Annotated in this window: 29 protein-coding genes; 13 read left to right on the forward strand and 16 right to left on the reverse strand. The window is 70.9% G+C overall.

The window, feature by feature from the left end; all coding sequences use genetic code 11:
• Positions 1-3 precede the first annotated feature (3 nt).
• Both E9998_RS17485 and E9998_RS17490 read left to right on the forward strand, forming a co-directional pair.
• Entirely contained in the window at positions 4-1497 is a 1494-nt protein-coding gene (locus E9998_RS17485) for an APC family permease (RefSeq protein WP_136530974.1), read from the forward strand.
• Positions 1494-2294: a GNAT family N-acetyltransferase gene (locus tag E9998_RS17490; protein ID WP_158299856.1), complete on the forward strand. Its 801-nt coding sequence runs from the start codon at positions 1494-1496 to the stop codon at positions 2292-2294. The genes E9998_RS17485 and E9998_RS17490 overlap by 4 nt, the downstream gene beginning before the upstream one ends.
• Here the strand turns inward: E9998_RS17490 and E9998_RS17495 are convergent.
• Positions 2201-2761 carry a hypothetical protein gene (locus E9998_RS17495; RefSeq protein ID WP_136530976.1) on the reverse strand — a complete coding sequence of 187 codons (561 nt, stop codon included), beginning with the start codon at positions 2759-2761 and terminating at the stop codon, positions 2201-2203. The two genes, E9998_RS17490 and E9998_RS17495, sit on opposite strands and share 94 nt — an antisense overlap.
• A gap of 109 nt (positions 2762-2870) precedes the next feature.
• Between E9998_RS17495 and E9998_RS17500 the strand changes: the two genes are divergently transcribed.
• Together E9998_RS17500 and E9998_RS17505 are read left to right on the forward strand one after the other, a co-directional pair.
• The gene (locus E9998_RS17500; RefSeq protein ID WP_136530977.1) at positions 2871-3896 is read left to right on the forward strand and encodes an endonuclease/exonuclease/phosphatase family protein; all 1026 of its coding nucleotides are present in this window, start codon (positions 2871-2873) and stop codon (positions 3894-3896) included.
• Positions 3897-3985: 89 nt separating this feature from the next.
• Positions 3986-4552, forward strand: a complete 567-nt coding sequence (locus E9998_RS17505) for a dihydrofolate reductase family protein (protein WP_136530978.1) — start codon at positions 3986-3988, stop codon at positions 4550-4552.
• Between the two features lie 51 nt (positions 4553-4603).
• On the opposite strand, the gene E9998_RS17510 is transcribed toward E9998_RS17505, so the two are convergent.
• From E9998_RS17510 to E9998_RS17520, 3 genes are all read right to left on the reverse strand, one after another.
• Positions 4604-5149 carry a GNAT family N-acetyltransferase gene (locus E9998_RS17510; RefSeq protein ID WP_136530979.1) on the reverse strand — a complete coding sequence of 182 codons (546 nt, stop codon included), beginning with the start codon at positions 5147-5149 and terminating at the stop codon, positions 4604-4606.
• Positions 5150-5236: 87 nt separating this feature from the next.
• Positions 5237-6217 (reverse strand): S66 peptidase family protein, encoded by a 981-nt coding sequence (locus E9998_RS17515; protein ID WP_204745510.1) that lies wholly within the window; start codon positions 6215-6217, stop codon positions 5237-5239.
• Positions 6218-6301: 84 nt separating this feature from the next.
• Positions 6302-7345: a hypothetical protein gene (locus E9998_RS17520; protein WP_136530981.1), complete on the reverse strand. Its 1044-nt coding sequence runs from the start codon at positions 7343-7345 to the stop codon at positions 6302-6304.
• Positions 7346-7441: 96 nt separating this feature from the next.
• Here E9998_RS17520 and E9998_RS17525 point away from each other — a divergent pair, with 96 nt between their 5' ends.
• The 3 genes from E9998_RS17525 to E9998_RS17535 all read left to right on the forward strand — a co-directional run bounded on the left by E9998_RS17525 (position 7442) and on the right by E9998_RS17535 (position 12101).
• Positions 7442-8017: a histidine phosphatase family protein gene (locus E9998_RS17525; protein WP_158299857.1), complete on the forward strand. Its 576-nt coding sequence runs from the start codon at positions 7442-7444 to the stop codon at positions 8015-8017.
• Between the two features lie 518 nt (positions 8018-8535).
• The gene (locus E9998_RS17530) at positions 8536-10809 is read left to right on the forward strand and encodes a glycoside hydrolase domain-containing protein (RefSeq protein ID WP_136530983.1); all 2274 of its coding nucleotides are present in this window, start codon (positions 8536-8538) and stop codon (positions 10807-10809) included.
• The gene (locus tag E9998_RS17535) at positions 10806-12101 is read left to right on the forward strand and encodes a glycosyltransferase (protein ID WP_136530984.1); all 1296 of its coding nucleotides are present in this window, start codon (positions 10806-10808) and stop codon (positions 12099-12101) included. Before E9998_RS17530 ends, E9998_RS17535 begins: the two co-directional genes overlap by 4 nt.
• 11 nt (positions 12102-12112) lie before the next feature.
• Here the strand turns inward: E9998_RS17535 and E9998_RS17540 are convergent, their stop codons facing one another.
• The 6 genes from E9998_RS17540 to E9998_RS17565 all read right to left on the reverse strand — a co-directional run bounded on the left by E9998_RS17540 (position 12113) and on the right by E9998_RS17565 (position 15941).
• Positions 12113-12364, reverse strand: coding sequence for a hypothetical protein (locus E9998_RS17540; RefSeq protein WP_136530985.1), 252 nt, complete (start codon positions 12362-12364; stop codon positions 12113-12115).
• A complete protein-coding gene (locus E9998_RS17545) occupies positions 12361-12699 on the reverse strand; it encodes a hypothetical protein (RefSeq protein WP_136530986.1) in 339 nt (112 codons plus the stop codon). Before E9998_RS17545 ends, E9998_RS17540 begins: the two co-directional genes overlap by 4 nt.
• Before the next feature lie 152 nt (positions 12700-12851).
• Positions 12852-13499, reverse strand: a complete 648-nt coding sequence (locus E9998_RS17550; protein ID WP_136530987.1) for a hypothetical protein — start codon at positions 13497-13499, stop codon at positions 12852-12854.
• Between the two features lie 62 nt (positions 13500-13561).
• Positions 13562-15214, reverse strand: coding sequence for an alpha/beta hydrolase (locus E9998_RS17555; RefSeq protein WP_136530988.1), 1653 nt, complete (start codon positions 15212-15214; stop codon positions 13562-13564).
• Positions 15214-15606 (reverse strand): hypothetical protein, encoded by a 393-nt coding sequence (locus E9998_RS17560; RefSeq protein ID WP_136530989.1) that lies wholly within the window; start codon positions 15604-15606, stop codon positions 15214-15216. The genes E9998_RS17555 and E9998_RS17560 overlap by 1 nt, the downstream gene beginning before the upstream one ends.
• 86 nt (positions 15607-15692) lie before the next feature.
• Complete coding sequence (locus tag E9998_RS17565) at positions 15693-15941, reverse strand: hypothetical protein (RefSeq protein ID WP_136530990.1); 249 nt, start codon at positions 15939-15941, stop codon at positions 15693-15695.
• Between the two features lie 225 nt (positions 15942-16166).
• Between E9998_RS17565 and E9998_RS17570 the strand changes: the two genes are divergently transcribed.
• From E9998_RS17570 to E9998_RS17590, 5 genes are all read left to right on the forward strand, one after another.
• Positions 16167-16829, forward strand: coding sequence for a hypothetical protein (locus tag E9998_RS17570; protein ID WP_136530991.1), 663 nt, complete (start codon positions 16167-16169; stop codon positions 16827-16829).
• A 242-nt stretch (positions 16830-17071) separates the two neighbouring features.
• The gene (locus tag E9998_RS17575) at positions 17072-17971 is read left to right on the forward strand and encodes a hypothetical protein (protein WP_136530992.1); all 900 of its coding nucleotides are present in this window, start codon (positions 17072-17074) and stop codon (positions 17969-17971) included.
• A 5-nt stretch (positions 17972-17976) separates the two neighbouring features.
• Positions 17977-18234: a hypothetical protein gene (locus E9998_RS17580; RefSeq protein WP_136530993.1), complete on the forward strand. Its 258-nt coding sequence runs from the start codon at positions 17977-17979 to the stop codon at positions 18232-18234.
• 432 nt (positions 18235-18666) lie between these two features.
• The gene (locus E9998_RS17585; protein ID WP_240037661.1) at positions 18667-19206 is read left to right on the forward strand and encodes a SigE family RNA polymerase sigma factor; all 540 of its coding nucleotides are present in this window, start codon (positions 18667-18669) and stop codon (positions 19204-19206) included.
• Entirely contained in the window at positions 19203-19994 is a 792-nt protein-coding gene (locus tag E9998_RS17590) for a hypothetical protein (protein WP_136530995.1), read from the forward strand. Before E9998_RS17585 ends, E9998_RS17590 begins: the two co-directional genes overlap by 4 nt.
• Positions 19995-20073: 79 nt before the next feature.
• Here E9998_RS17590 and E9998_RS17595 read toward each other — a convergent pair whose 3' ends face one another.
• Positions 20074-20802, reverse strand: a complete 729-nt coding sequence (locus E9998_RS17595; protein ID WP_136530996.1) for a PIG-L deacetylase family protein — start codon at positions 20800-20802, stop codon at positions 20074-20076.
• Between the two features lie 17 nt (positions 20803-20819).
• A complete protein-coding gene (locus E9998_RS17600; RefSeq protein WP_136530997.1) occupies positions 20820-21290 on the reverse strand; it encodes a rhodanese-like domain-containing protein in 471 nt (156 codons plus the stop codon).
• Between the two features lie 203 nt (positions 21291-21493).
• Between E9998_RS17600 and E9998_RS17605 the strand changes: the two genes are divergently transcribed.
• Complete coding sequence (locus E9998_RS17605; protein WP_136530998.1) at positions 21494-22330, forward strand: aldo/keto reductase; 837 nt, start codon at positions 21494-21496, stop codon at positions 22328-22330.
• Positions 22331-22378: 48 nt separating this feature from the next.
• Here the strand turns inward: E9998_RS17605 and E9998_RS17610 are convergent, their stop codons facing one another.
• From E9998_RS17610 to E9998_RS17625, 4 genes are all read right to left on the reverse strand, one after another.
• Positions 22379-22591, reverse strand: a complete 213-nt coding sequence (locus E9998_RS17610) for a helix-turn-helix domain-containing protein (protein ID WP_136530999.1) — start codon at positions 22589-22591, stop codon at positions 22379-22381.
• The gene (locus tag E9998_RS17615) at positions 22591-23079 is read right to left on the reverse strand and encodes a DUF2975 domain-containing protein (protein ID WP_136531000.1); all 489 of its coding nucleotides are present in this window, start codon (positions 23077-23079) and stop codon (positions 22591-22593) included. Before E9998_RS17615 ends, E9998_RS17610 begins: the two co-directional genes overlap by 1 nt.
• A gap of 63 nt (positions 23080-23142) precedes the next feature.
• Positions 23143-23598 (reverse strand): hypothetical protein, encoded by a 456-nt coding sequence (locus tag E9998_RS17620; RefSeq protein WP_136531001.1) that lies wholly within the window; start codon positions 23596-23598, stop codon positions 23143-23145.
• Between the two features lie 135 nt (positions 23599-23733).
• The gene (locus tag E9998_RS17625; RefSeq protein WP_136531002.1) at positions 23734-24615 is read right to left on the reverse strand and encodes a sigma-70 family RNA polymerase sigma factor; all 882 of its coding nucleotides are present in this window, start codon (positions 24613-24615) and stop codon (positions 23734-23736) included.
• Positions 24616-24689 lie beyond the last annotated feature (74 nt).

The raw sequence follows: 24689 nt of genomic DNA on the forward strand, positions 1-24689 counted from the left end.
CCTGTGTCGATCACCGAACGACCACGCGTCGGCTCCATCGCCGACCAGCTGGCGGCCAACCGCCTGGGAGTCATGGGCCTCCTGCACTTCGCGCTCACGGCGGCCACCCCCCTGACCGTCGTCGCCGCCGTCACCGTCACCGGCTGGGCCCTCTCGGGCCAGATAGGCATCCCCGTCGCCTTCGCCGCCATCGGCGCCGTCCTCATCCTGTTCTCCGTCGGCTACACCACGATGGCCCGCCACATCTCCAACGCGGGCGCCTTCTACGCCTTCGCCGCCCGCGGCGTCTCGCCGGTGGTCGGCGTCAGCGCCGCACTCGTCGCGCTCGTCGCCTACGCCGCACTGTCGCTGGGCCTGTACGGCCTCGTCGGCGCCTCCGCGGTCCCGCTCATCGAGACCTGGACCGGCTGGGCCGCACCGTGGTGGGTCCCGGCCCTCGGCATGTGGCTCCTCGTGTCCATCCTGGGCACCAGGGCCGTCGACCTCAACAGCAAGTTCCTCGCCGTGCTGCTGAGCGTCGAGATGGCGCTCATCATCGTCTTCTCCGTCTCCAACCTCGGGCACCCGCTCGACGGCACCTACAGCCTCGACGCGCTCGACCCGAGCCTCCTCGTCACCTCCGCCTCCGGCGCCGTGCTCGTGCTCGGGTTCCTCGGCATGGTCGGCGTCGAGATGCCCACGGTGTACTCCGAGGAGAGCAAGAACCCCCGGCGCACCGTGCGCATCGCGACGGTCCTCGCCATCGTCATCCTCGCGGTGCTCTACACCGTCGCCTCCTGGTCGATGACCGTCGCCGTCGGACCCGACGCGATCGTCGCCGCCGCGGCCGAACAGGGCCCCGGCGTCTTCTTCGGCCTCATCGCCGAGCAGATGGGCACCCCGCTGGCGACCGCCGCCGAAGTGCTGCTGGTGACCAGCGTCGTGGCCGCCGCGATCTCCTTCCACAACACCGTGTCGCGCTACGCGTTCGCACTCGGACGCGAGCACGTCCTGCCGCCCGCGCTCGGGCGCACCTCGCCCGCGACCGGCGCGCCGTTCAACGCCTCCCTCATCCAGTCGGGCATCGCGCTCCTCGTCCTCGCCGTCTACGCGATCGCCGGACTCGACCCGATGGTCGACCTGTTCTTCCTCCTCGGCACCGCCGGCGGCGTCGGCATCCTCATGCTCATCACCGTCGTCTCGGCGGCGGTCGTGAAGTTCTTCGCCGCCGACCGCCGCGGCGAATCGGCCTGGAGCACCAGGTGGGCGCCCGCGCTGTCGACGCTCCTGCTGCTCGCGGTCACCGTCATGGCCGTCGTGTCCTTCGCCGACCTCCTCGGCGTCGCACCCGACTCGCCGGTGCCGACCGCCGTCCTCGTCGTGTACGCGGTCGTCGCGGCGGCGGGCATCGTGTGGGGCCTCGTCCTGCGCTCCAGCCGTCCCGACCTGTACCGGCGCATCGGCGCCGGCCCCCAGGCCGTGGTCGACGAGGAGGCCGAGGAAGGGGCCCGGTCGTGAACGGGGTGATCCTGGAGACCGACCACGCCGGGCCGAGCGGCCCGGTGGCCGCGCGGATCGCCGACGCGTTCAAGGACCTCGCCGTCGCCGAATGGCTCATCCCCGACGACCGGGACGAGCGCAGGCGCGTCCTCGCCGGCCAGTTCGAGATGCTCGTAGGCCCCGCCCTGGACGGCCACGGACACGTCGACGCCGCCGTCGACCTCTCCGGAAACCTCGTGGGCGTAGCGGTCTGGCTCGACTTCAACGGAGGCCACTTCCCGTCGCCCTCGTTCTACGACGAGCGGCTCGCCGAGCTGTGCGGCGAACGCCTGCCGCACTTCAAGGCCCTCGACGAGGCCTTCGAGCGCCACCACCCCGACCCCGCCGAGCGCCCCCACCTGCACCTGGCGTTCTGCGCGGTCGACCCCGACCGCCAGACCCGCGGGATCGGCACCCGGCTGCTCCAGCAGGGGGTCGACCGCCTCGACAAACTCGGCGCCGCCGGGTACCTGGAGGCGGCGAACGAGGAGCTGACGGCGTGGTACGCCCAGTACGGCTTCGAACGCCGCGACCCGCTCCAGCTCCCTGACGGGCCGCAGATGTATCCGATGTGGAGGGCCAAGCGGTTACGCCGCACCGCTGACGAACACCTTCGGCGGGCGCCGCCAGGCGCCCGCCGAAGGCGTTCCCACGCAGCAGCACCGCCGGATCCGCAAAGCGGTCACCGCGGCGATCCGCCGACGGACTGCGCGAACCCGAGCCCCTCGAGGAGCCGCCTCCAGCCGTCCCGCACGCGATCGCCGGGACTCAGGTAGCCGCCGGCGGCCTCGATGAGCGCCGCATACTCCGCACCGAACAAGAAGCGGTCGGCGAAGGCGACCGGATCGGCGGCCAACGGCGTCGTCCTGAGCGGTTCGAAGGCCTCCAACGCGGCCATGTACCGATCCTCCCGCAGCAGGTGAACCGTCCCGTCGGCCTCGTCCACGCACAGGACCGCGCCACGGAGCACACCGCCGAACTCGAGCTTTCCCGGAGCAGGGTCGAACAGGTCGCCGTCCGCGGTCCGGCCCGCGAGGGCCACGGACACGGTGGCCGCCGAACCGATCACCAGTTGATCGGCCGACAAGCCGTCGAACAGCCCGTAAAGGCCCCGGAGCGAGACGGGCAGCGACGCGGCCGACTCCGGCGCGACCGGCGCGCCCAACCGGTACGGGACCTCGCCCGCGGGCAGTTCGGCGATCCGGTCCCGGACGCACGCGATCTTCGCTTCAAGCTCCGCCATGGCCCCATCGTCCACGAGCGCTTCGAAATCCCTGAGCCGGCCCGCGTCCCCTCCCGACCGCGAGGATCGAGCCGCCCGCGCTGGACGGTGCGGCATAGACTCCCGCGGCATGAGCGAAGTCATCGAAGCAGCGCCGGAGCCCGAGACGGTCGAGGCGCCGCCGAGGCGCCCCTGGTACCGGCGGCGGTGGCTGCGGATCCTCTCGTGGACCGGCACCGCGGGCGTCCTCGCCTACACCCTGATCCGGCTCTTCGGACTGGAGACCGGGTGGCTCCTGGTCACCACCGTCGCCTTCGTGCCCTACTTCGCGGTCGCGGCACTCGTCGGCGCGGGAGTGCAGGCGGCCCTTCGCCACTGGGCCGCGGCGGTCGCCACCGGCGCCGCGGTGTGCGCGCTCGCGGTCGTCCTCGCCCCGCGGGTCCTGCCCGAGGACCAGCCCGCCGCTTCGGGCCCTGAGTTCACCGTCATGTCGGTGAACCTCTACGTCGGCCAGACCGACCTGGGGAAGGTCGTCGAGCTCGTCGAGGAGCACCGGCCCGACCTCCTCAGCGTCCAGGAGCTCACTCCCGGTGCGGCCGAAGGGCTCGCCGAGCTCGGCCTGGAGGAGCTCATGCCGTACAGCGTCCTGGAGCCCGACGAGCTGGCCGTGGGCACCGGCCTGTACTCGACGCATCCGGTCGAGCGCATCGCGGCCGTCGGGCGCAACAGCATCTTCTATCAGATCGGGGTCGAGGTCGACCTGGACGGCGAGGCGATGCGGTTCGGCGCCGTGCACACCGCCGCGCCCGCCAGCGCCGAGCGCATCCCGTTGTGGGAGGAGGACTTCGCGGACATGATGCGCCCGGACGGGGGCGCGCCGTGGGTGCTCGCGGGGGACTTCAACGCGACGCTCGACCACGACAACATGCGCGGCCTGCTGGACGCGGGCTACGCGGACGCCGCGGAGGTCATGGGCGAGGGGCTGGTGCCGACCTGGCGTCCGACCGAGGGGTACCTGAACGGGCTGGTGAAGATCCCGGCCGTGACGCTCGACCACGTGCTCGCCGAGGAGGGGATCGAGGTCCTCGACTGGAAGGTGCTCGACAAGAGCGGGTCGGACCACGCGCCGGTCGTGGCGCGGCTGCGGCTTCCCTGAAGGGATCTTCAGGCGTTCGATGAATCCTGTCCCACCCCTTCGTCATAGTGGGTGAGAAGCCGAAGTTCCCGTCAGAAAGGTCCGACCTCATGCGCAAGCTCATCGTCACCGCCTTCGTCTCCGTCGACGGCGTCATGGAGGCCCCCGGCGGCGAGGCCGGGTACCGCAACACCGGATGGACGTTCAAGGACATCGAGTTCCTCCCGGAGGCCTACGCGCTCAAGACCCGCGAGCAGGACGAGGCCGGCGCGCTGCTGATGGGCCGCGTCTCGTACGAGGCGTTCGCGCCGGTGTGGCCGGGCATGGTCGAGGAGTTCGCGGGGTACAACGCGATGCCGCGGTACGTCGTGTCGACCACGTTGCGGGAGCAGGACGAGCGGTGGCCCGCGACGATCCTGCGCTCGATCGACGACGTCGCGGCGCTCAAGGAGACCGAGGGCGATCCGATCATCGTGCACGGCTCGGCGAGGCTCGGTCAGAGCCTGGCCGACGCGGGACTGGTCGACCGGTACCACCTCACGGTGTTCCCGAAGCTCCTCGGCGCGGGCCGGCGGCTGTTCTCCGGCGCAGACAAGGACGCGACGATCCTCTCGCTCGTGGAGAACGAGACGCACGCGAACGGCATCCAGTCGCAGGTCTTCGACGTCGTCCGCTAGCGCGGCGGTCCTGGGCCGGAACCGTTCCGGCCCAGGGAAGCAGCGTCGGTCTCAGCCGAAGGCCTCCACGGCGCGGTCCTTGGGCAGGCTGAGGCGTTCGAGGTCGTAGGAGCGCCCGTCGAGTTCGAGTTCGGCCCGCTCGCCGTCCTCGACGAAGCCGTAGCGTTCGTAGAAGCGGCGGCCGACGGCGTTCCCGGCCAGTTCCCACACGCGGATGGGGCCGTACTCGCGTTCGGCGAGCCAGCGGTGGCCTTCGCGCATGAGCGCGTAGCCCGCGCCGCGTCCCCAGTGGTCGGGGTGGACGTAGATCGCCCACACCTCGGCGGGGGCGCCGGGGCCGGCCTGCTCCTCGGTGCACTCGCGCCGGTCCCAGCCGACGGTGGCGAAGCCGATCACGTTGGGGCCCTTCTCCGCCACGAGCGTCAACTTGTGCCCGCCGCGGTTCGCCAGGCCGCGCACGAACGAGTCGCCGGGCTCTTCGGGCAGTCCGGCCAGGTACTCGTCGGCGACGATGCCGGCGTACGCGGCACGCCAGGAGGCGTTTTTGGCCTGCACGATCTCATCGGCGTCTGCGGGGCCTCCGGTTCGGATCCTCATGTCTACCAACCGTGCCCGAAGGTCCACAAGAAAGCAACCTATCGGGCGGTCGGAATTGCGTCGGCAACCCGTTCGTGCAGAAAACGTCTAGGCGACCGGCGATTCGAGCAGCCGCAGCTCGCGCGCCGAGGCGTCGACGGCGGCGAGCGCGCCGATCGGCATGGGCAGATTCGGACCGGTATGTCCGAAGTCGACTCCGGCGAGGACCGGGAAGTCGTAGTCCCCAAGGACGTCGAGCACGACGTCCTTGACGCCGACCAGGGTCCCGTCGGGGAGGTCGCGGTCGGAGATCTCGGCGGGGATGCCCACGACCATCGCGCCGATCCGGTCGAACACGCCCTCCATGCGCAGCACGTGGAGCTGGTTCCAGACGTGGCCGAGGTTGCGGCCCACGTCCTCCCAGAAGAACACCGCGCCGTCCCAGGCCTCGGGCGCGAGCGCGTACGGCGAGGCCTGGACGTTGATGAGCCGGTCGAGCAGGCCCCCGAGCAGGCGCCCGGTCGCCCTGCCGGGCTTCCAGGTCTCCCACTCGTTCGAGGCCGGGAGCGAGACCTCGCCGATCGCGCCGGTGAGCAGGCCGTGCAGCAGGGCCCGGATCTCCTCGTGCCGTTCGGGAGTCGCGTCCTCCCAGAACAGGCCCGAGAGTCCCGGCGCGAAGTCGGCGTGCATCCCCACCAGGCCCGTCTGCGAGTGCAGGGCGAGGTGCAGCGCGGTGATGTCGCTGAACCCGAGGAGGATCTTCGGGTCGCGGCGGACCGCGTCGTAGTCGATGCGGTCGAGGTAGGCCGAGGTGGCGTTGCCGCCCGAGAACGGGATGATCGCCCGCACCTCGGGGTCGGCGAGGAGTCCGTTCAGCTCGGCGGCCTGCACCTGCGGCGGGGCCGAGCGCCAGAAGTGGTGCCCGCCGCCGCGCACCAGGTCGGTGACCCGGACCTTGAAGCCCAGGCCCTCCAGGATCGCGACCGTCGCGTCGAGCCGGTCGTGCCGGTGCGGCAGGGCCGGACCGGACGGGGCCGCGATCGCGACCGTGTCGCCGGGTGCGAGACGCCTGGGGCGCAAGGGTTCCATGAGCATTGCCTCCATCGGGACGGGTCCGGGGCCGGGACCAGCCTACGGCGGTCCCGGCCCGGGTGCAATGCCTGTATGCAAGCGCTATAGCGCGGCGGTCGCGAGCTCCCGCGCTTCCGGCACGGCCGCGGCGCGGGCCCTGCGGACCGTCACCGCGATCCCCGCCGCCGCCACGAGCACCGGTACCGCGTACGCCGCGAGGCTCACCGCGTCCGGGTGCACGAACGACTGCCCGCGCACCGCCTGCCACGCCGCCGCCGCGAACACGCCCAGGTAGCCGACCGACAGCCAGCGGACCACCGCGGCCCGGACCCGGTCCTCGCGCAGCCACGAGCGGCGGACCGCCAGGAAGCTCAGGAGCATCGCGACGCCGATGAGCACCTGGACGCCGTGCAGCCCGATGAAGTGCGGCACGCGCATGTCGCCGCCGGTGGTCGACCAGCCGGTCAGGAACATGCCGTTGCCGTCGAGGTCGCCCACGCCGTGGCCGGAGTTGAGCGCCACCTCGTTCCCCTCGGCGTCGAGCTGCGTCCGCTGCCCCTGCCCGCCGACGGTCACGATGAAGAACGCCGCGAACATCCCCAGCGTCGACAGCAGCAGGCCCCAGCGGACCACCGCCGTGACGGCCCGGTCGCCGACCCGTTGGAACAGCACGATCAGCGCGATCGCGGCGTTCACCATGAACATGACCGGCACGAACTGGAACGCCAGCTGCACCACCTGGTTGAACGCGTCCTCGGAGGTGTTGAAGTGGCTGTAGGTGCCCGCCGCGGCCGCCGCGACGATGACGCCGACCTCGGCCGCGCTGATCACCGCGAAGAGCGTGCCGAGCACCCAGCCGGTGCGCCGCAGCCGCGTCATGTGCGCCAGCAGCCACGCGAGACTGAAGCAGTACGCGGAGAACGAGAACCCGAACTTGAAGGCCTTGATCCAGACGCTCTCCCCCATGAGGGTGCGGTCGTCGAAGGGGATGGCGGCGAGCGACGCGAGCGCGACGACGCCGCACGCGATGCCGAGCACGACCAGCGGGCGGTGCCACCGGCGGCCCCCGGAGGTCAGCGCCAGGCCGGAGGCCGCGGCCCGGTCGGCGAGGCGCTCGCGGCGGCGGTGGGCGGGGTTGGTTTCCATGCCGGCAACGCTATGGCGATTCCCGTTGCGCCACATTGCCGCAGGCCGCCCGAAAAGAGGTGGGGCCTGCCTTACCCGCGCCGGTACCCTGCCCTGATGGGAATCGTGTACGTGGTGCAGCACGGCGAGAAGGAACGCCTCCCCGGCGACCCGGGCCTCACCGCCCGCGGCCGCGCCCAGGCGGCCCTTGCCGCCGAGCGCCTGCGCGGCAAGGGGATCGCCGAGCTCTGGACGAGCCCGCTCCTGCGCACCCGCGAGACCGCGGCGGCCCTCGCCGCGGCCTGCGGCCTTGACGCGCGGGTCGACGCTCGGCTGACCGAGCGCATGAACTGGGACGGCGCCGCGCCGATCGCGGCCTTCGCCGCGGACTGGGAGGCGACCACCCGCGACCGCGACTTCGTTCCGGCGGCGGGGGACTCGTCCCGCGCGGCGGGCGAGCGCTTCCGCGCCTTCCTGACCGAACGCGGCGACGCTCCCGTAGCCGTGGCCTGCCACGGCGGCGTGACGGTCGACCTCCTGCGAACCCTCGCGGGGGACGACGCGGTCCCGGAGGCCCTGCTCCGCGAGGGCGTGCCGGGCGGCGCGATCACGGTGATCGAGGACCTGCGGCCGATCGCGATCGCGCAGACCGACCACCTCGGCGGCCGCGAATCCAAGCACCGCCCGGCCTGACCCGAAGCGCCAGACGCCCTGACCGGCGCGGTCGGCCGTGCTGCGGCAAGGCGGCGTGGTGAGAGGCGCAGGGCGGTACCTCATCGCCACCGACACCTCCGGCGACGACCCGCGGCAGCAAGGCGGGGTGGTGAGAGATGCAGGGCGGCACTTCGATGGCCGCGGGCCGCAGGACCGGGGGGCTGAGGGCGGAACCTGGCGTGTGCGGCCCGATGCGGGGGCGGGAGCGAGTTCCCCCACCCAGGGTGGGAAGACAAGGTGCGCCGCTCGCTCCAGCCTCCCGCGCGGGCCCGACAAGAAGCCCGCCTCGCGGCCGACCTGTCACCCGAAGGGGATCGCCTCGCGCGCAGCCCTCGGATTCGACCGGAGGAGACCCCGGATTTCCCTCCCGCGCAGCCCTCACCGTCCGGTGTCCATTTGCGTCTAAAACTCTCATAAGTCGTTGCGCGGCGGGGAATCCTAGACGAACTGCGCGCTTCGGCTTGCGCGTTCACCTCGCTGTAACGAGGATGTGACGAATGAGCTCTAATCTCGGTCGCATCTTGGACTCCGTCGACCCTTTCATCGGTACCGCCGCCACCGATCTGCCCGCGGCACAGGGGCTGGCCGCCACCTGGTGGTGGCCGAAAGCCCAGGTCGGGAACACCCACCCGGGCGCCTGCCACCCCCTCGGCATGGTCTCGGCCTGCGCCTGCTCCGGCGCCTACCCCACCGGCTACGGCCGCTACGGCATCTCGACCGAGGGCGCCCCGGTGCCCATGTTCGACGACGACCTCGCCAGCGGCTTCACCCACTTCCAGCAGTCCGGCACCGGCGCGATCCGCAAGTACTACAACTACTTCCGCGTCACCCCGATGATCGAGCCCCTCGACGCGCTCGGCACCCGCTGGCGCCTGCGCGACGAGGTCGCCGAGCCCGGCTACTACGCCGCGACCCTCGAGAACGGCATCCGCTGCGAGCTCACCGTCGGCGAGAAGACCGCCGTGCACCGCTACACCTTCCCCGAGTCCTTCTCGGCCCGGGTCGTCCTCGACTTCTCGTACGGCGGCCTCGCCATCGAGCACGGCTCGACGGTCCCGCTGCGCGCGGGCCTGGAGAGCCTCGGCCAGGGCTGCGCGCAGGGCACCGTCGTCATGGAGGGCATGCCGCTGTCGGTCTACGTCGACTCCGACACGCCCAAGGGCTGGCGCCAGCTCGTCTGGTACGACCGCCGCCGCGTCGACGGCGGCACCCGCCTCGACTTCGACTACATCCGCCGCACCACCCTGCGCCCCTTCGGCCTCATGTTCATGGGCCCCGCCCGCGGCGCCACCACCGTCGAGCTGCGCATGGGCTTCTCCATGCGCGGCACCGACCAGGCCCGCCGCAACCTCGAAGCGGCCCTGCCCGGCGAGGCCGGCTTCGACCACGCCCGCGCCGCCGCCCGCACCGCCTGGTCCGGGTACTTCTCCCAGGTCGAGGTCCAGGGCGGCACCCCCGAGCGCCGCACCGTCTTCGCCACGAGCCTCTACCACTCCCTCATCAAGCCCTGCTTCGCCGAGGACGAGAGCCCGTTCTGGCCTTCCAAGGGCCCCTTCGTGTTCGACATCGCGACCATGTGGGACATGTACAAGACCCAGTTCCCGCTGCTCACGGCCCTCGCCCCCGACAAGGGCGCCGACATGCTCGAATCGCTCGTGCGCATCGCCGAGGAGGAGGGCAACCTCCCCATCGGCTACCGCATGGCCCGCGGCACCGACCGGTTCTTCCGCCAGGCCTCGGCCCTCGCCCACACCGTGCTCGCCGACGGCTACCAGCTCGGCCTCGAAGGCGTCGAATGGGACTGGGCGCTCGTCCACATGCAGGACGACCTGCGCCGCGGCTACGGCGAGGACTACACCGAGCGCGGCATCGTCCACCCCATCAGCCACACCCTCGACCTCGCGACCGGCTACTGGTGCACCGCGATCGTCGCCCGCGGCCTCGGCGACCTCAAGCTCGCCGACGAACTGGAGGCCAAGTCCCGCGCCTGGGTCAACGCCTTCGGCAAGGACGGCCTCCTGCGCGACTCCAGCTTCTACGAGGGCGGGCGCTGGAACTACTCGTTCCGGCTCCTGCACGACATGGCCGCGCGCATCGACCTCGCCGGCGGCGACAAGGACTTCGTCGCCATGCTCGACCGCTTCTTCGGCTACGGCGCCGCGCCGGTCGCTCAGCTCGGCGTCCCGCCCTTCGGCCCCGAGTTCGCCATCGGCCAGGACCTCGACCGCTTCGAGGGACTCAACAACGAGCCCGACATGGAGGCCCCCTGGGCCTACCACTACGCCGGGCGCCCCGACCGCACCGCCGAGATCGTTCACGCCGCCCTCGCCCACCAGTTCGGGACCGGGCGCGGCGGTCTGCCCGGCAACGACGACTCCGGGGCGCTCTCGTCCTGGTACGTGTGGGCCTCGCTCGGGCTCTTCCCCGTCGCCGGCCAGAACCTGTTCCTGGTCAACGCGCCCGCGTTCGCCGCCGCGAGCCTCCGCTTCGGCGGCAACGACTTCGAGGTGTCCACGACCGGGCACGTCGAGACCGGCATCGGCGAGGACGCCGCGGGGTCCCTGCCGCGCTACGTCCAGTCCGCCCGCTTCAACGGCAGGCCGCTGGACCAGAGCTTCATCACCGGCAACCAGCTGCACGGCGGCGGGCGCCTGGAGATCGAGCTCGGCCCCGAACCGTCCGACTGGGCGACGAAGACGCGCCCGCCGTCGGCCTCCGACCGTCCCGACGCCGCCCGCGGCGGCCCGCGCCACCAGGAGTTCCTACCGTGACCGAGCAGTCCCGCGCCGTACGGCGCCGCCTCGTCGTCGTCGTCCGCGCCGACCCGGTCATCTGCGGCCATGCCACCGAGGCCCGCGGCCTCGCCGAGGTCGCGCTCGAACGCGGCTTCGACGACGTGCGCATCGTGACCTGGCCGATCGCGGCCCTGGAGGCCGCGGGACTGCCGCTCAAACCGCAGGGCGAGCTCCTGCCGTACTCGCCGGGCATCACCGTGGAGCGGCCCGGCCCCGTCGGCGACTACCGCGTCCCCAGCGGCCGCCACCTCCTGGGCATGTCGGGCCGCCTGTTCGAGCTGTTCAGCGACGGCGTCCCGACCGTGTGCATGTCGATGTACCTGACGCCGCACGCGAACGCGGTCGTGGACGCCCTCCGCGCGGTCCGCGCCGCCGGGCTCGACGCCGACGTCACCACGATCGCCGAAGCGGTCGGCTCCGACATCACCAACGTCGTGCGCTCGTGCATCGCCAACGGCGAGCTCGGCGCGGCCGCCTCCCTGTTCGCCACCTACCTCGCCAACGACCGCTGCGTGGCCGTCTCCGCCTACACCCGCGACCTCATCCTGGAGGCCGCCGCGCAGGTCGACGCCGCCTGCGCCACCCGCTTCGCCGACGAGGTCGCCGCCCGCGTCCAGGTCTCCTACCCGGCCGTCGACGCGGGCGCCTACATCGGCCTCGACCCGGCGGCCGTCGACGCCGCCCTGGCCGCCCGCGGCCTCCGCCGCGACGGCTACCTGCTGTTCCTCTCCCGCGTGGCCGCCGCGAAGGGCGCCGACGACCTCATCGCCGCCTACCGCGCCTCCGGGGCCGCCGACACGCACCGCCTCGTCATCGCCGGCAACGGCCCGGCCCTGGCCGAGACGCGGGCGCTCGCCGCGGGCGACGAGCGCATCCTGTTCCTCACCGACGTCTCCGACGAGGAGAAGCCGCTGCTCATGAACGGCTGCGCCGCCTACGCCCTGCCCTCCAAGCCTCGCCCCGAGTTCGTGGAGACCTTCGGCATCGCCCTCGTCGAGAAGATGCTCGCCGGCGGCGGCCCCGTCATCACCACCCGCACCGGCGGCATCCCCGAAGCCGTGGGCGACACCGCGATCGAGGTCCCGCCCGCCGACCGCCCCGCCCTCGCCGCCGCCATCGACCGCGCCCTCGCCATGCCCGGCGCCGAACGCGAGGCCGCCGCCGCCCGCGCCCGCGCCTACGCCCTGCGCTTCGACCGCACCGCCGTCTTCGACAACCTCTTCGCCGGCCTCGTCCCCCCACTCGAAGCCCCCGCCCTCAACGCCTGAACCGGGTCCGCTCAGCCCGCCGCGGGCTTCGCCGGGTCCGGGATCGAGGCGGCCGTGAAGAGCTCGACGAGATGCCGTTCGATCTCGCTCACCGAGGCTCCTTCCGCCGCGTACGCGTCGATCTCCACTTGCACGGAGGCGTCCGACCATATGAGGAGCCGCACGAGCCCGTCGCCCGCGAACGTGTCGGAGACCGTCTCGACCTTCCGCGTCCCGGTTTCGGAGAGCGCCGACAGCAGGTCGTCCATGCCGTTGCCGCTCATCGCGTCTCCGTCCCGCCCGCGGCGGCGAGGATCGTCGCCCTCGCCTGCGAGCAGGCGGCGTGGAGGGCCGTGAGGACCGAACCGGCCGCCTCTGAGACGTCGGCGCAGAACGTCACCGACTGGGCAAGGTCGTGCGGAAGCCGGATCGACTTGAGCACCAGGTCAAGTGTCATCGTCGCCTCGATCGTGTGCGTATCGGAGACGGCGGTGACGGCCACCTCGGGAAGCGCGCGCTGCACCGGGTCGCCGCGGAAGTAGGGGTCGGCGGCGGCCGCGCGGATCTGCCCCGCGGCCTCGGCGAGGATCTGGTCCTCGCTCATCACGGTTGCTGACATCGTCATGCCTTTCGAGAGGTGGGAAGGGGGCGGATAGGGGTCACGTCGGCCAGGACGGCGTCGATCTCGGGAACTGCTGATGACCGTTCCGTCGGTGGTCAGTTCGCCCCTTATCCAGCGGCTTTCGGCATCGACTCCGGCCCGGGCGGGATTCAAAGCTGGTTCTCGTAGGAGGCAGGAGAACTGAAGGGCACTTGACCGGGGATGGCCTGGGCATCGGTGAAAGGGGCGACCGCTGCCGCGTCAGTGGTTTCGTCGCTCGACTCCGCAACGGCGTAGACGCTCGGATCGAGGGCGTTGCCGAACGGATCGTGCTCGGCATCGAGCGGCACCCCGTCTGCCGGCGGTATGTAGGCGGGCTTCTCGTCTCCGTTGCCGATCGGTACGCAGCCGCTCTGGATCGTGATTCCTGTGAGTCCCCATACTCGCCACCAGAGGGTGATGCCGTCACCGCGGGAGGCCGAGAGGTTGTACTGCGATTCATCGGGTGAAGCCTCGTCCCAGGTGATCTGGTATCCGGCTTCGGTCCAGGCCTCGCGGAGGAGGTCCGTGTACTGCTCGCGGACTTGCTCGGTTTCGGAGGTCGGAATATCGAAGGAGTAACTGAGCTCGATGCTCACCCAGCCTTCGATCTCGTTTCCCTTTTCATCCGGGCAGCTGTGCCGAGTACCCCGGCGTTCGGCGAAACCGGGGAAGTCGGGGAGGACGGCGACCACGTCGGCGACGAGTTGCTCCATGATCGGGTAGACCTCGTGATTGTCGAACTCGCGTTCGGGCAGGATCTCGCCTGGTTCCTTCACGGTCGAGCAACCTCCAGCGGTCAAGGCGAGGGCGGTGAGAACGGTGGTAAGGATTCGCCGCGTCATTCGACCAGCCCCACTTTGTCGGTATTGCCGGTGATGATGTTGGCGATGTTGCTGCGCGCCTCGTTGGGCCGGTCGGGCTCCCCGTCGCCGTTCTCGTCCACGTCGCGCCAGTAGCCGCCGTGGATCTGGCCGCCGTCTGCTCCGACGGCGTCGGAGGTGAACTCGTTCCCGCCGAATCCGTCGTTGGTCGCGTCGTGGCCCAAGAGCCCGAGGTCTTGCGGCAGCTCGATCGCGTCGCCCTCTGCCGTGGTCGACCAGACGTGGTCCTCGTCGATGTTGAGTTCTTCGACGGAGTTGGCCGAGGTGCCGGGACTCGCGACAGTGATCAGCTCATCCGCCACCCCCTCGTAGGTCCGGACGGTGTCTCCGGCGACCGTCGATCCGTAGGAGTGCCCCATAACCGAGGTGTGCGAATCCCCGCCCTGGTGGGAGGCTTCCAGACCGTACATGAAGGAGCTCAGGTCGCCAGTGGCGTCGTGGGCCTGCTGCGGGTTCGAGGCCTGCGGCACGCTGTCGGGGGCGTCGTACCCGAGCCAGGCGATCACCGCGGTCTCCTCGTCCGGGGCGGCCTTGAGCGCATCCTCGTACATGGTGTCCGCGCGGTTCATCTGTGTGCCGAAGTTCGACAGTTCGGAGTAGGTGCCGGGGACGTGCACCGCCGTGTTGTCGGCGGTGTCGGGGTTGCCGATCGAGACCACGGCCTGCCCGTCGCCTTCCAGGCTGTAGTCGAGCAGGTACACATCCTTTCCCTCCTCCTCCAGCGTTGCGATGTTCGTCTGCAGACCTTTCGCTTCGTCGTGCTTTGCCTGCACCGCAGCGAGTTCCTCTTGGAGCATCAAGCGCTCGGCACTGTCCTCCGGGACTCCCCGGGCGTCCATGTCGGCAAGCTGCCGTTCCAACGAGTCGACCTCGGCATCGAGAGCGTCGACCTCCCGTTCGAGGGTCGCTTCGTTCGCGGTGTTCCGGGCGTCGGCCGGCATGCCATCGAGACCGCCGAGCAAGTCGGGGAAAGCCTCCAGATACGCGTCCCGTTCCATGGGGTCCAGGCCCGCCCACCAGTCGGCCACATGTTCAGGGCCGGTGGGTATGTCCTGCATCTCCGGGTTCTCGCCGATGGGCATCGGCAGCTCCGAGGGCACTTCCCATGCGGCATTGAGCGCTGCCGCCAGTTGCGCGTCGGCGAGCGCGAAGGCCTCCACGCAGGCGGCTGCCGCCGCGGCGGTGTCGATGATCAGCTGCTGCTGGGCTTCGGTCTCCTCGACGCCCATCACCGTCTGCTCAGGTCTTGCCAAGGAGACCCAGCCGTCGGCGGCGATGGACAAGCCGGCGTTGCCCGCCTCGGTGGTGATGGACTCGTGCCGGTCCAGTTCGCCCTTGAGCGCGTCGTGCTGGTCGGCCAGCGCATCCCGAATGGCGGCGGCCCGGTCGAGGACGTCACCGGTCACGGCCGTCTGGAACCGGTCGAGTCGAGCTCGGGCGGCGACGGCGTCGTCTCCTTCGAAGACGTCTTCTCCGAGATGCTTCGCGACGTCCTCGGCGAGGACGTTCCCGTACTCTTCAAGACGATCGACGTACCCGCGCCACTGGTCGCGCAGCGTCTCCAGTGGGCCGAGGTCGGCCCCGGCCAGGTCTCCCCACTGCACGGCCATCACACCGGTCCCTGGTACGTCGTCGAAACCGAGTCCTCGTCGACCGCAGCGGCCCGCTGCTCGGAACCGAACAGTTCGGGATCGGCCACGCGCAGGAAGTCGGCCGCGGTGTACTCCTCGATCTCGGTCGCGTCCGCGGCGAACACGGCTAGGTATTCGGCGAACGTGGTCGCGTTCTCTCTCATGTCCTTGGATTCGTAACCGGTCCAGCGCTCGTTGAGATTGCCGATGGCGTTGGAGGACTCGGGAAGTGCCTCTTTGCCCTGCTCGGCGGCATCGGCCATGGCGTCGCCGACCGCGGGAAAGTCGTCACCCATGCTGTCGGCGAGGTCGAACAGGAGACGTGCGGCCTGGTTGAGTGAATCGGGTTCGATGGCGCGGTTCTCGGCCATGGGACTCCTCGTGAAAGTGCTCGGGTCATGCCCGCCCTGCGTGGGTTTGCGACGGAGCAGGGCGGGCATGAGTTCAGGGGGCGGGCTCAGTGGGGGTCGTTCGGGTCTTCGAATCGGGCGGTGCCCCAGACGTCCTCGTCCTCGGTGAGCCAGGTGGCCGTGGTCGCCTCTTCTTCCTCTTCGGCACCGGCCGCGCTGCGGCCGATCGAGCCAGAGCCCTTCTGTGCCGCACCTGCCCGTGGCGAGCATCCGGAGCTTCTCGGTAAGTTGAAGCGCGCGACGATCTCGTCGCGGTACGCCTCAAGACAGGCAGGATCGAGCACACGCTGCGGCATGGAATGTGACCTCCGAGGGGGATTGGGCCGTTTTGCATGGCGCCTCATCGTAGCCCAGCGTCACCGCTCGCGCTGTCCTCGCAATCGCGACGCCGAGGACTCGCAGGGTCCGCTCCTGGAAGCAGGGTGGTCGGGGAACTCGCAGTTCGACCCGTACTTTTACAGCGCTGCGACCGGGGCACTGGACCTCGTTCCCGGCCAGAGCTTCGGAGAGGACTGAGTTCTGTGAGCAGACGCATCGTCTCGCATTGGGTCGTCACCACCGCCGCACTCGCTCTGCTGGTCGCGGGCTGTGACTCCAGCACACCCTCAGAGGAGTCTTCCAGCGGGGAACCCTCAGACAGCAGGTCCGCCGCCGCTGCAATGCAGTCGTGGACGGAGTTCTGCGACAAGGCCGATCCCGGAACGATCGCCGAGCACCTGGGTGCGGCGTCGGTGACGATCGATGGCGACTCGTTCACGGGTGAGGGGTCGTTCGGCGAGCTCGCCTCCGGTACATGTGGGGGCGTTGTCGAGTTCGAACCTGGAAACGGCGCGCCCTTCCAAGTCGCCCTCCGGGCTTACGGTTCGGCGTCCGAAGCCGAGGATTCGCTTGCCGAATGGCGCGACAGCGGTACCTGGCAGACCCCGGTGAACGAAGTCGGATCGATCGATGAACCCTTGTGGATCGTCCAGGGGGACCTCGGCTCCACCTATCAACTCGACGGCTCGATGGTGCACGACTTCTACCGGATCACCTTCACGGTGTCCTATCCCGTGTACGACGAGTCGGACGAGTGCGGCGCAACGGGGCCTGTCTGCACCGAGGATCCTGCCGACACCCTGCAGTGGTTCGAGGCGACATACCTGCCTGAACTGGTGGAGAGGATCGACGCGGCCCAGGGCTGAGATCGGGTCGGTGGAGGATTCCGGATCGGCTGCTCTGTGACCGGTGGGCGGCAGGGTTCCGCGTTCTAGACGCTTCGTGCACAGGGCGTGTCGCTGCCTGGAAGAAGTCGCTCTCTTGTGTCAATGTGAAAGAGCCGCTCAGTGGGCGGACTCAAGTGACAAGTGAAGACGAACGGTGGGCCGCTCTGAGTTTGGCGACCTAGAAGCGACCCACCTTCCCAACCAAGGAAGGAAACCCTCCTATGGTCAGCGTCAGCGTACGCCAAAACCGGCCCGAGCTGGTAGGCCGAAACGCGCACGGCACCGACTCGCACCCCGAGAACTCCGGCTTGATCAAGCAGGTCGACGGCTACTACGAGCCGTCCCACCTGCGGCACCGGCCGGGTGACACCTGGATCATCGATCTTGCCCGCCCGAGGGACCCCGACGATCCCGGTCCGTTCGACTCCCCGGGGTGGAGGCCGGACCCCCGTACCGGCCGCCACCGCCGCGGTGAACTCCCCGACCCCGTCCCGCCGCGGATGCGGGAAACCGAACGCGGGCAGGAAGAGCGCTCCGACGGGCCGCCGCGCAGGCAGGACCGGTTCCGGCGGGACGGCGACGCGGAGCGGTCGGGGGAGGTTGGGCGCCAGGCGGAACCGCATCGTTTCACGAGGCTCCAGGAGCAGGCCTGGGACCGGTTCGTCCTCAAATCCGCAGGGCTCGCCGCCGCGCACTGGGTGGAACGGGGGGACCTGAACCGTCGGCACCGGCGGGCCGTCGCGTCGATCCTGAAGGCGGTGCGGCACATGGTCGGCGCGTTGAAGCGGGCGAAGGGGAGGCCGGCAGCGGCCGGAACGCCGGAGGCCATCGACGCTGGGACCTGCTTCGAGGCGGCTGCGACCGCGGTGGCCGTCGATCCGGTGCCGGCCCGGAGGCGGGAGAACACCGTGGTGCGGGCGGATCGGCCCGGAGTCCTTGTCTCCCAGGCGATTCGCGGCGCGCAGGCCGCCCGTGACGCATGCGGCGGTGACGTGGCCCGGAGAGCCGGGCATCGGCACATGCAGCCCCGATCCGACCGGCCGCGGCCGTCGCCCGTGCCGTACATGAGGCGGTGGGAGCGGGCGTTCGACGCGCAGTGGGCCTTCGGGGAGGTGCGGTGAACCGGATGCAGTTCAAGGCTCTCGTGTGGGTCGACGGGCGCAGGCTGCGCTTCGAGCCGGTGCTCAAGCAGCCGCGGCTGCGCGTGATCCTGACCGGGGCCGAGCCGGTGGCACTCGGGTCGGTCATTCGGCTGGACACCGGCGAACCGGGGTTGCGGGTGTCGGCGCCGCTGCACGTCGAGTGGGCGACCGAGCATCTGGAGGCGATCGTGCGCCACGCCGCCGACGTCTGGGCCGAGATCACCCATGAGTGCGAGGGCTGAGCGAATCCATGTCTCAGGCCTGACCTGCGAAGACGGCTACGGCGAAAAGAATCTCAGAAAATTCTGAACGACCGGCAACCTTCGGGGGGTCCGCGGCAACCACATGTCGGTGCGGCAACCCGGCTCCGTCGCACCCACCAGCTACATACACAGGGCGGGGACGTCAGGTCCCGTCGCGGTTCGAAGGCCGCGAGGGATCCGTGACGCGGCCGGTCGGGCTCTTCCGGACCGACCGGCCGAAACGACCGGCACGAGCACGGCGTCCCCGCATCTTCGCGAAAGGTTCACTGAAGGGCTTCCTGCCATGGGAAACGACGGGCGCAGGTACCGGGGGTGCCTGCGCCCGCGCCCAGGTCACGATGTGGGGGCGCGATGGTTCGGCTGCTAGACTCTCCGCCACCCCGAACTCGCCCCGCATCAGAAGGACCCCCGTTGGACGTCCCCGCCGAGCTGGAGGAAGACGCGTTCCGCGCCTTCTTCGAGCGGCATCACGCTGAGCTCGCGCGCTTCGCGTGGCTCCTCATCGGCGAACGCGCCGCGGCCGAGGACATCGCCTCGGACGCGATGCTCGCGGTCTGGCGGCAGTGGGACCAGGCCCGCCGGGCCCGGTCCCAGATCGCCTACGCGCGAGGGATCGTCGCGAACCTGGCGAAGAGCCGCATCCGCGCCGCCGTGCGCGAGCGGCGCCGCAACACCCTGTTCTGGCAGCGCCCCGGCGAGGCCGCCGACGGACCCGACACCGCCGCGGTGGTGGACGTGCGCGAGGCTTTGGCCCGGCTGCCGCTGCGGCGGCGCATGTGCGTGGTCCTGCGGCACTCGCTGGAGCTGTCGGAGCGCGAGACCGCCGAGGCCCTCGGGATCTCGGTGGGGACCGTCAAGAGCCAGACCTCCAAGGGCCTCGCCGACCTGCGCCGGATCCTCGGTCCGCAGGGCGGGGGACCGGCGTCGATACCGAGAGGAGTACGGCCGTGAACGACGAACTGCCCGACCGGCTCCGCGTCGGCGCCGAGGAGTTCGAGCCCGACCGCGACCGCATGTGGGCGCGCGTGGCCGACGGGATGCGCGAGGTCCGCGCCGAGCGCGCCGCGCCCGCGCGCACCCGCTGGCGGGCGCCGCTGGCGGCCATGGCCGCCGGAGCCGCCGTCGTCCTCATAGGAGTGATCGTGCTGCTGGGGCAGACGATCGGGCTCGGCCCGGTCCTCCAGCCCACCCCCGGTCCCCCTGCGGCGGAGGGCGAGACGCCCTCGGCCGGGCCGCCCGAGACGACCGGCGGCGACGAGGGCACCACCTCGTCCTCCACGTCGGAGCCCGCGGGCGAGGGCACCGGCGAGACCACGACGGGCGAGGACGCCGAGACGACCGCGGAGACCCCCGACGTGCCCGAGTGGCTGTTCGGGGACGCGTGGATCGACCAGGGCAGCAACGAGTACTGGACCCAGGTGAACATGAAGCTCCAGACCGAGGTCGACCTGACCGAGGTCACCGTGGAGCTGAAGCTGGCGCTCGGCGAGGGCCTCGACGACACCGGCGCGTACTCGACGAACAACACCCTGTTCAACGAGGCGGTGGTGACCGAGGAGGACGGCTTCCTCGTCTACCGGTGGACCCTCAAGGACGGCGCGGTCCTCCCGCCCGACGACTACCAGCTCGCCGCCCAGGTCGCCCACACCACCTGGCGCGACGCCGCCGAGGACGCCTTCACGATCACCGTCCTCGCCGACTCCGGCGAGGACGCCGAAGTGGAGGGCGGCCTCCTGTAGACCCCGCGGTCCGACCCGCCGCGGCAACCCCAGAGAACGGGCGGGGACCAGACCCCAAACCTGGTCCCCGCCCGACGCCTCAGTAGCTGATGAGCTCGAACGTGGTCGCGTACGCGGTGCCGAAGCGCTCCCCGGCGCCCGCGGCGAACGCGGTGAGGAAGCCCCGCACGTAGGTCTCGGGGTCCTCGTCGGTGAGCGCCGCGATGTAGGCGCGGTGCTCCAGGAGCGAGGCGACGCCGGCCTCCATCGTCTCGGTCACGTCGACCGCGTGGGTCGACTCCGGCGAGGCCGCCAGCGCCACCCACCGGACGCCGCCCCAGGGCTGGAGCCCTTCGTCGGCGAGTTCGGGGAAGATCCACCGGTTCCCGGCGTCGTTGGCGGCGTCGAGCACGGCCTCGCCGACGGCGCGGTGGTCGGCGCTGTTCCAGTGGCCGGGGTTGAAGTACTCGCGGCGGTTGAGGGTGACGACGAGTTCGGGCCGGTGCCTGCGGATGGCGGCGGCGAGGTCGCGGCGGAGCGCGACGCCGCCTTCGATGACGCCGTCCCTGTGGTCGAGGAACTCGACGGAGGAAACGCCGACGACGGCCGCGGAGGCGCGCTGCTCGGCGTCGCGCACCGGTGCGCACTCCTCGGGGCTCATGGTGTCGATGCCGGCCTCGCCGCGGCTGACCATGAGGTAGGCGACTTCTTTCCCCGCTCGCGTCCAGGCGGCGACGGCCGAGGCCGCGCCGTATTCCATGTCGTCGGGGTGCGCGACGATCGCCAGCGCTTTCGTCCAGTCTTCGGGCATGGCAAGGAGTTCGCTCATGCCCCGATTATGCGCCTTCAGCAGGCGCAGGAGACGCCGGTGACCGGGACGGTGCGCGGGTCGGGTTCGCCGCGTTCGGTGCCGGCGTCGGTGGTGACGGGCAGGCCTTCGCGGATCCAGTACTCCATGCCGCCGATCATCTCCTTGACCTGGTATCCGAGGCTCGCGAAGGCGACGGCGGCGCGGTAGGCGCCGTTGCAGCCGGGGCCCCAGCAGTAGACGACGACGGGGAGGGCGGGGTCGACGAGTTCGGCTGCGCGCGCGGTGATCTCGTCGGTGGGCAGGTGGATCGCGCCGGCGGCGCGGCCCTGGTCCCAGGCGGCCTTGCCGCGGGAGTCGACGAGGGTGAAGCCGGGGTCGGCGTCCTGGAGCGCGAAGTAGACGTCGGAGGGGTCGGTGCGGTAGGCGAGCTGGGCGGTGAAGAAGGCGAGGGCGTCGGCCGGGGTCGCCGGGGGGACGCGGAGGACGGCGTTCACGTTCGTTTCCATGGCTCCAATATAAATACTGGTACAAACGATTTATTGCACTGATACAAACTGCTCCACGGATTGGGAACCGCTGCGCCGCAACACATTCGCTGCTTTCACCTGTCCCTGTGCCGCGGACGGGCCGGATGCGGCCTCGGCGGCGGTAGGTTGGACGCCGACAGCGCTTGCAGACCGCGGCGCATCCGAGGAGAGAAGGCGCGACCATGCCGACCACCGCACCCACCGTCACGCTCGCGCACGGCGCGGCCATGCCCCGGCTCGGCTTGGGCACCTGGCCGATGGACGACGCCGAGGCCGAACGGGTCGTCGCCGAGGCGGTCGGCCTCGGTTACCGGCTGGTAGACACCGCCGAGAACTACCGCAACGAACGCGGCGTCGGCCTGGGCCTCAAGGCCTCCGGGGCCGCGCGCGAGGACCTGTTCGTGACCACCAAGTTCAACCGCGAATGGCACGGCGTCGAACTCGCCGCCGAGGCCTGCGAGCGCAGCCTCGACCGCCTCGGCCTCGACTACCTCGACCTGCTGCTCATCCACTGGCCCAACCCCCAGCACGGGCAGTACGTCGAGGCCTGGCGCGGCCTCGCCCGCCTCCTGGACGCCGGCCGCGTCAAGGCCATCGGCACCTCGAACTTCAAACCCGCCCACCTCGACCGGATCATCGAGGCCACCGGCGTGGTCCCCGACGTCAACCAGATCCAACTCAGCCCCCTGACCACCCGGCCCGCCTCGCGCGCCTACGACGAGGAGCGCGGCATCGTCACCCAGTCGTGGTCCCCGATCGGCGGCCAGGGCGGCGCGGTCCGCGAGCACCCGACCGTGACGGCCCTGGCCGAGAAGTACGGGCGCACCCCGGTGCAGATCGTCCTGCGCTGGCACCTCGACCTGGGCCTGGCGGTGGTCCCGAAGACCACCAGCGCCGAGCGGCTCAGGGCGAACCTCGACGTGTTCGACTTCGCGCTGGAGGAGGCCGACGTGGCGGCCCTGTCGGCGCTCGACCGCGGCGAGGGCGAAGCGGCCGACTCGGACGCGTTCGGGCACTAGGCGAACGAAACGGCGGCACCGGAGTCCCGGTGCCGCCGCTTCGTGTTCCTACGGCTCGTCGGGAATCCAGCGGAGCACGTCCCCGGGCTGGCAGTCGAGGGTCCGGCAGATCGCTTCGAGCGTGGTGAACCGGACGGCTTTCGCGCGCCCGTTCTTGAGCACGGCGATGTTGGCGGGGGTGATGCCGACGGCCTCGGCGAACTCCCCGACGGTCATGCCGCGCTTCGCCAGGAGCACGTCGAGTTCGACCGCGATGGCCATCAGATGACCTCGGCCATCTCGGTCCGCAGCTCGGTCGCCTTGCGCAGCAGGCCCTTCATGATGAGCGTGAACATCGCGAAGGCCGCGCCGCCGCACGCGGCGGCCGCGAGCGAGCCGACGTCGCCGATCAGCCGCATCTCGTCGGCGCCGCTGCCGAACACGAAGAGGTAGGCGGCCGTGGCCGCGGCGACGACCACGGCGGCGCCGGTCGCCCACACGACGACGTCGACCCACCCGAAGGACCGCTCGCTGAAGATCGCGTCGCCGCCGATCAGGCCCAGCAGCCGCCAGGTCGCGAACAGGACGACCTGCACGCAGGCGATCCCCGCGATCGCGGCAGGCACGACCACACGGACCGCACCGAGCCCGTAGGTCGCCTCGACGTCCTCGGCGAGCGAGTTCGGCACCACCGCGAACTGGCCGAACAGGCCGGCGAGGAAGGCGCCCGCGAGGGCGAGGCGGAGCATCATGACAAGGAAGGCGTTCATGCATCGATTATCGATCGGTACCGATCGAAAATCAATAGGTTCACATCGAAAATCGATAGATTCTTATTGCTGCGCCAACTCCTCCTGGCTCATGCCGCTGACGCGGAACACGCTGATCGCCTCCTCGGCGGCGCACACGCCGACCTCCTCCAGCGCCTCCGACGGCAGGCCGAACGTCCCCGCCAGGAGGTCCCCTTCCCACAGCGTCACCTCGGCGCCGGACTCGTCGGTGACCGTGACCCCGACCCGCTCCCCGTCGACGGCCGCCGCCGCCTCCATGTGCCAGACGACGGTCTTGAGGGCCGGATCGCCGTCGGCGACCTCCACGAAGAAGCACCCCCGCTCGTACCGCAGCACGCCCGGAACCTCCAGAATATCCGGATAGCCCTGGGGCTCGGTGCCGTGGACGAGCACGGGATCCTCGCCCTCGGTCCAGTAGCGCTCCTCCGGTTCCGAAGGGGCGCAGGCGGTGAGTGCGACGAGCGCCGCCGCCGCGGTGAAAGCCGAAGTCCGTCGCATGGGTCCTTCCCGGCCGGCGCACGGCCGCGCCGACCCCGCCGTTTTGTCACGACGCTGTCCTGTCACGACGCCGTCCTGTCACGACGCCGTCCTGTCACGACTCGACCACATGCTATCGACAAGTCTCGATGGAGGCTAGTCCTCCAGGAGCGTCAGCTCCCGGCCGCGGAGGTGCTCGACGTCGGCGATGCCTTCGAGTGCCGTCACGAGACCGTCCTCGACGGAGAACACGAGCATCCGCGTCGTGCCCTCCGGCGAGGTCGAGACCACCGCGACCCTCCCGTCCACCAGCATGAACTCCCGCGCCGGGCTCGCCAAGGCCGCGAACGTGATCGCGCTGCCCGCGATCTGCGCGGCCCCGCGGATGACCGCGCCGACCGGGCCGTCCGCGGTGCGCGCGGTGACCTCGGGGTCCAAGACCGCCACGAGCGCCTCGAAATCGCCCGCGCGAGCCGCCCCGAGGAACGCCTCCACCACCTTGCGCTGGCGCGAGACGTCGCGCGCGGGCGGCTCCTCGGTCCCCCGCACCCGGGCGCGGGCCCGGCTCGCCAGCTTGCGGGCGGCCACCGGGGTGCGGTCGATGATCCGTGCGATCTCCTCGAACGGCACCGCGAACATGTCGTGCAGGACGAACGCGAGCCGCTCCGCCGGTTCGAGCGCCTCCAGGACGATGAGGAGCGCCAGGCCCACCGAGTCCGCCATGAGCGCCTCGGACTCGGGATCGGCCGGCGGGGCCGCGTCGGGCAGCGGCACCGGTTCGGCGCCGTGCTCGGGCATCGGCTGCTCCGACCTCGCCTTGCGGCGGCGCAACTGGTCGAGGCACACGCGCCCCACCACCGTGGTCAGCCAGCCGCTCAGATTCGCGATCTGCCCCGCATCGGTGGACGCCAACCGGAACCACGCCTCCTGGACGGCGTCCTCGGCCTCCCCCGAGGAACCGAGCATCCGGAACGCCACCGCCTCCAGCCGCGGCCGATCGGCCTCGAACCGGCGGGCCAGCCACACGTCGTCGTTCATCGGAGCTCCTCTGCGATCGGGTACGAGGATATGACGCCCCGCGCCCGCCGAACGTGACCGTTGTGGCCCTCCGC

Source organism: Glycomyces paridis (assembly GCF_004912155.1).
Classification (GTDB): domain Bacteria; phylum Actinomycetota; class Actinomycetes; order Mycobacteriales; family Micromonosporaceae; genus Glycomyces; species Glycomyces paridis.

Excerpts from the sequence above, each read along its gene's own strand:
- E9998_RS17495 (WP_136530976.1), bottom strand. The coding sequence starts at position 2,761 with ATGGCGGAGCTTGAAGCGAAGATCGCGTGCGTCCGGGACCGGATCGCC.
- E9998_RS17500 (WP_136530977.1), top strand. The coding sequence starts at position 2,871 with ATGAGCGAAGTCATCGAAGCAGCGCCGGAGCCCGAGACGGTCGAGGCG.
- E9998_RS17505 (WP_136530978.1), top strand. The coding sequence starts at position 3,986 with ATGCGCAAGCTCATCGTCACCGCCTTCGTCTCCGTCGACGGCGTCATG.
- E9998_RS17510 (WP_136530979.1), bottom strand. The coding sequence starts at position 5,149 with ATGAGGATCCGAACCGGAGGCCCCGCAGACGCCGATGAGATCGTGCAG.
- E9998_RS17515 (WP_204745510.1), bottom strand. The coding sequence starts at position 6,217 with ATGGAACCCTTGCGCCCCAGGCGTCTCGCACCCGGCGACACGGTCGCG.
- E9998_RS17520 (WP_136530981.1), bottom strand. The coding sequence starts at position 7,345 with ATGGAAACCAACCCCGCCCACCGCCGCCGCGAGCGCCTCGCCGACCGG.
- E9998_RS17525 (WP_158299857.1), top strand. The coding sequence starts at position 7,442 with ATGGGAATCGTGTACGTGGTGCAGCACGGCGAGAAGGAACGCCTCCCC.
- E9998_RS17530 (WP_136530983.1), top strand. The coding sequence starts at position 8,536 with ATGAGCTCTAATCTCGGTCGCATCTTGGACTCCGTCGACCCTTTCATC.
- E9998_RS17540 (WP_136530985.1), bottom strand. The coding sequence starts at position 12,364 with ATGAGCGGCAACGGCATGGACGACCTGCTGTCGGCGCTCTCCGAAACC.
- E9998_RS17545 (WP_136530986.1), bottom strand. The coding sequence starts at position 12,699 with ATGTCAGCAACCGTGATGAGCGAGGACCAGATCCTCGCCGAGGCCGCG.
- E9998_RS17555 (WP_136530988.1), bottom strand. The coding sequence starts at position 15,214 with ATGGCCGTGCAGTGGGGAGACCTGGCCGGGGCCGACCTCGGCCCACTG.
- E9998_RS17560 (WP_136530989.1), bottom strand. The coding sequence starts at position 15,606 with ATGGCCGAGAACCGCGCCATCGAACCCGATTCACTCAACCAGGCCGCA.
- E9998_RS17565 (WP_136530990.1), bottom strand. The coding sequence starts at position 15,941 with ATGCCGCAGCGTGTGCTCGATCCTGCCTGTCTTGAGGCGTACCGCGAC.
- E9998_RS17575 (WP_136530992.1), top strand. The coding sequence starts at position 17,072 with ATGGTCAGCGTCAGCGTACGCCAAAACCGGCCCGAGCTGGTAGGCCGA.
- E9998_RS17580 (WP_136530993.1), top strand. The coding sequence starts at position 17,977 with ATGCAGTTCAAGGCTCTCGTGTGGGTCGACGGGCGCAGGCTGCGCTTC.
- E9998_RS17595 (WP_136530996.1), bottom strand. The coding sequence starts at position 20,802 with ATGAGCGAACTCCTTGCCATGCCCGAAGACTGGACGAAAGCGCTGGCG.
- E9998_RS17600 (WP_136530997.1), bottom strand. The coding sequence starts at position 21,290 with ATGGAAACGAACGTGAACGCCGTCCTCCGCGTCCCCCCGGCGACCCCG.
- E9998_RS17605 (WP_136530998.1), top strand. The coding sequence starts at position 21,494 with ATGCCGACCACCGCACCCACCGTCACGCTCGCGCACGGCGCGGCCATG.
- E9998_RS17610 (WP_136530999.1), bottom strand. The coding sequence starts at position 22,591 with ATGGCCATCGCGGTCGAACTCGACGTGCTCCTGGCGAAGCGCGGCATG.
- E9998_RS17615 (WP_136531000.1), bottom strand. The coding sequence starts at position 23,079 with ATGAACGCCTTCCTTGTCATGATGCTCCGCCTCGCCCTCGCGGGCGCC.
- E9998_RS17620 (WP_136531001.1), bottom strand. The coding sequence starts at position 23,598 with ATGCGACGGACTTCGGCTTTCACCGCGGCGGCGGCGCTCGTCGCACTC.
- E9998_RS17625 (WP_136531002.1), bottom strand. The coding sequence starts at position 24,615 with ATGAACGACGACGTGTGGCTGGCCCGCCGGTTCGAGGCCGATCGGCCG.